The following is a 451-nucleotide window of genomic DNA, read 5'->3' as shown; positions in this document are numbered from 1 at the left end:
CCAACGACACCGTCGGCGACCTTATTAAGGGTGTATCCCTTCCGATGGCTCCTGAGTATGACTCGGTGATGAACTACCTCTACCAGTTTGGCAAGTTCAACTACTCGGAAAAGCCATACCTGCTTGAAACCCCCAACGGCAACGCAGTTGTCCCCGCCGACTGGGATGTACTAAAAATCAACACCCCGCGTATTGCTGCTGACAACCTTGAAATCGGCGACTTCAGTGCCATGGCAGGTGCCATCATCGACAACAAACCAGAAGCACCCGCCAAGGAAGAAAACAAGGTAGAAGCACCCGCCGCCGACAAGGCAGACGACAAGGCAGACGACAAAGCAGAAGCACCAGCACAGGTCGAAGCAGAAGCAGAAGCCCCGGCCAAGGCTAATGACAAGGCTAACGACAAGGCCGAGGAGAAGGTACAAGACCAGGCTGAAGCTGAGCAGGACGC

At 54.8% G+C, this 451-nt stretch carries 1 pseudogene; it reads left to right on the top strand.

From position 1 onward, the window contains the following. Window positions 1-44: 44 nt before the first annotated feature. A pseudogene (locus HMPREF3048_RS09585) lies at window positions 45-451 on the top strand (hypothetical protein); the annotation flags it as partial.

This window comes from Corynebacterium sp. HMSC075D04 (genome assembly GCF_001815635.1).
Classification (GTDB): domain Bacteria; phylum Actinomycetota; class Actinomycetes; order Mycobacteriales; family Mycobacteriaceae; genus Corynebacterium; species Corynebacterium coyleae.
Note: the sequence above shows the minus strand (reverse complement) of the source record. Positions and strands in the feature narration are given on the sequence as shown.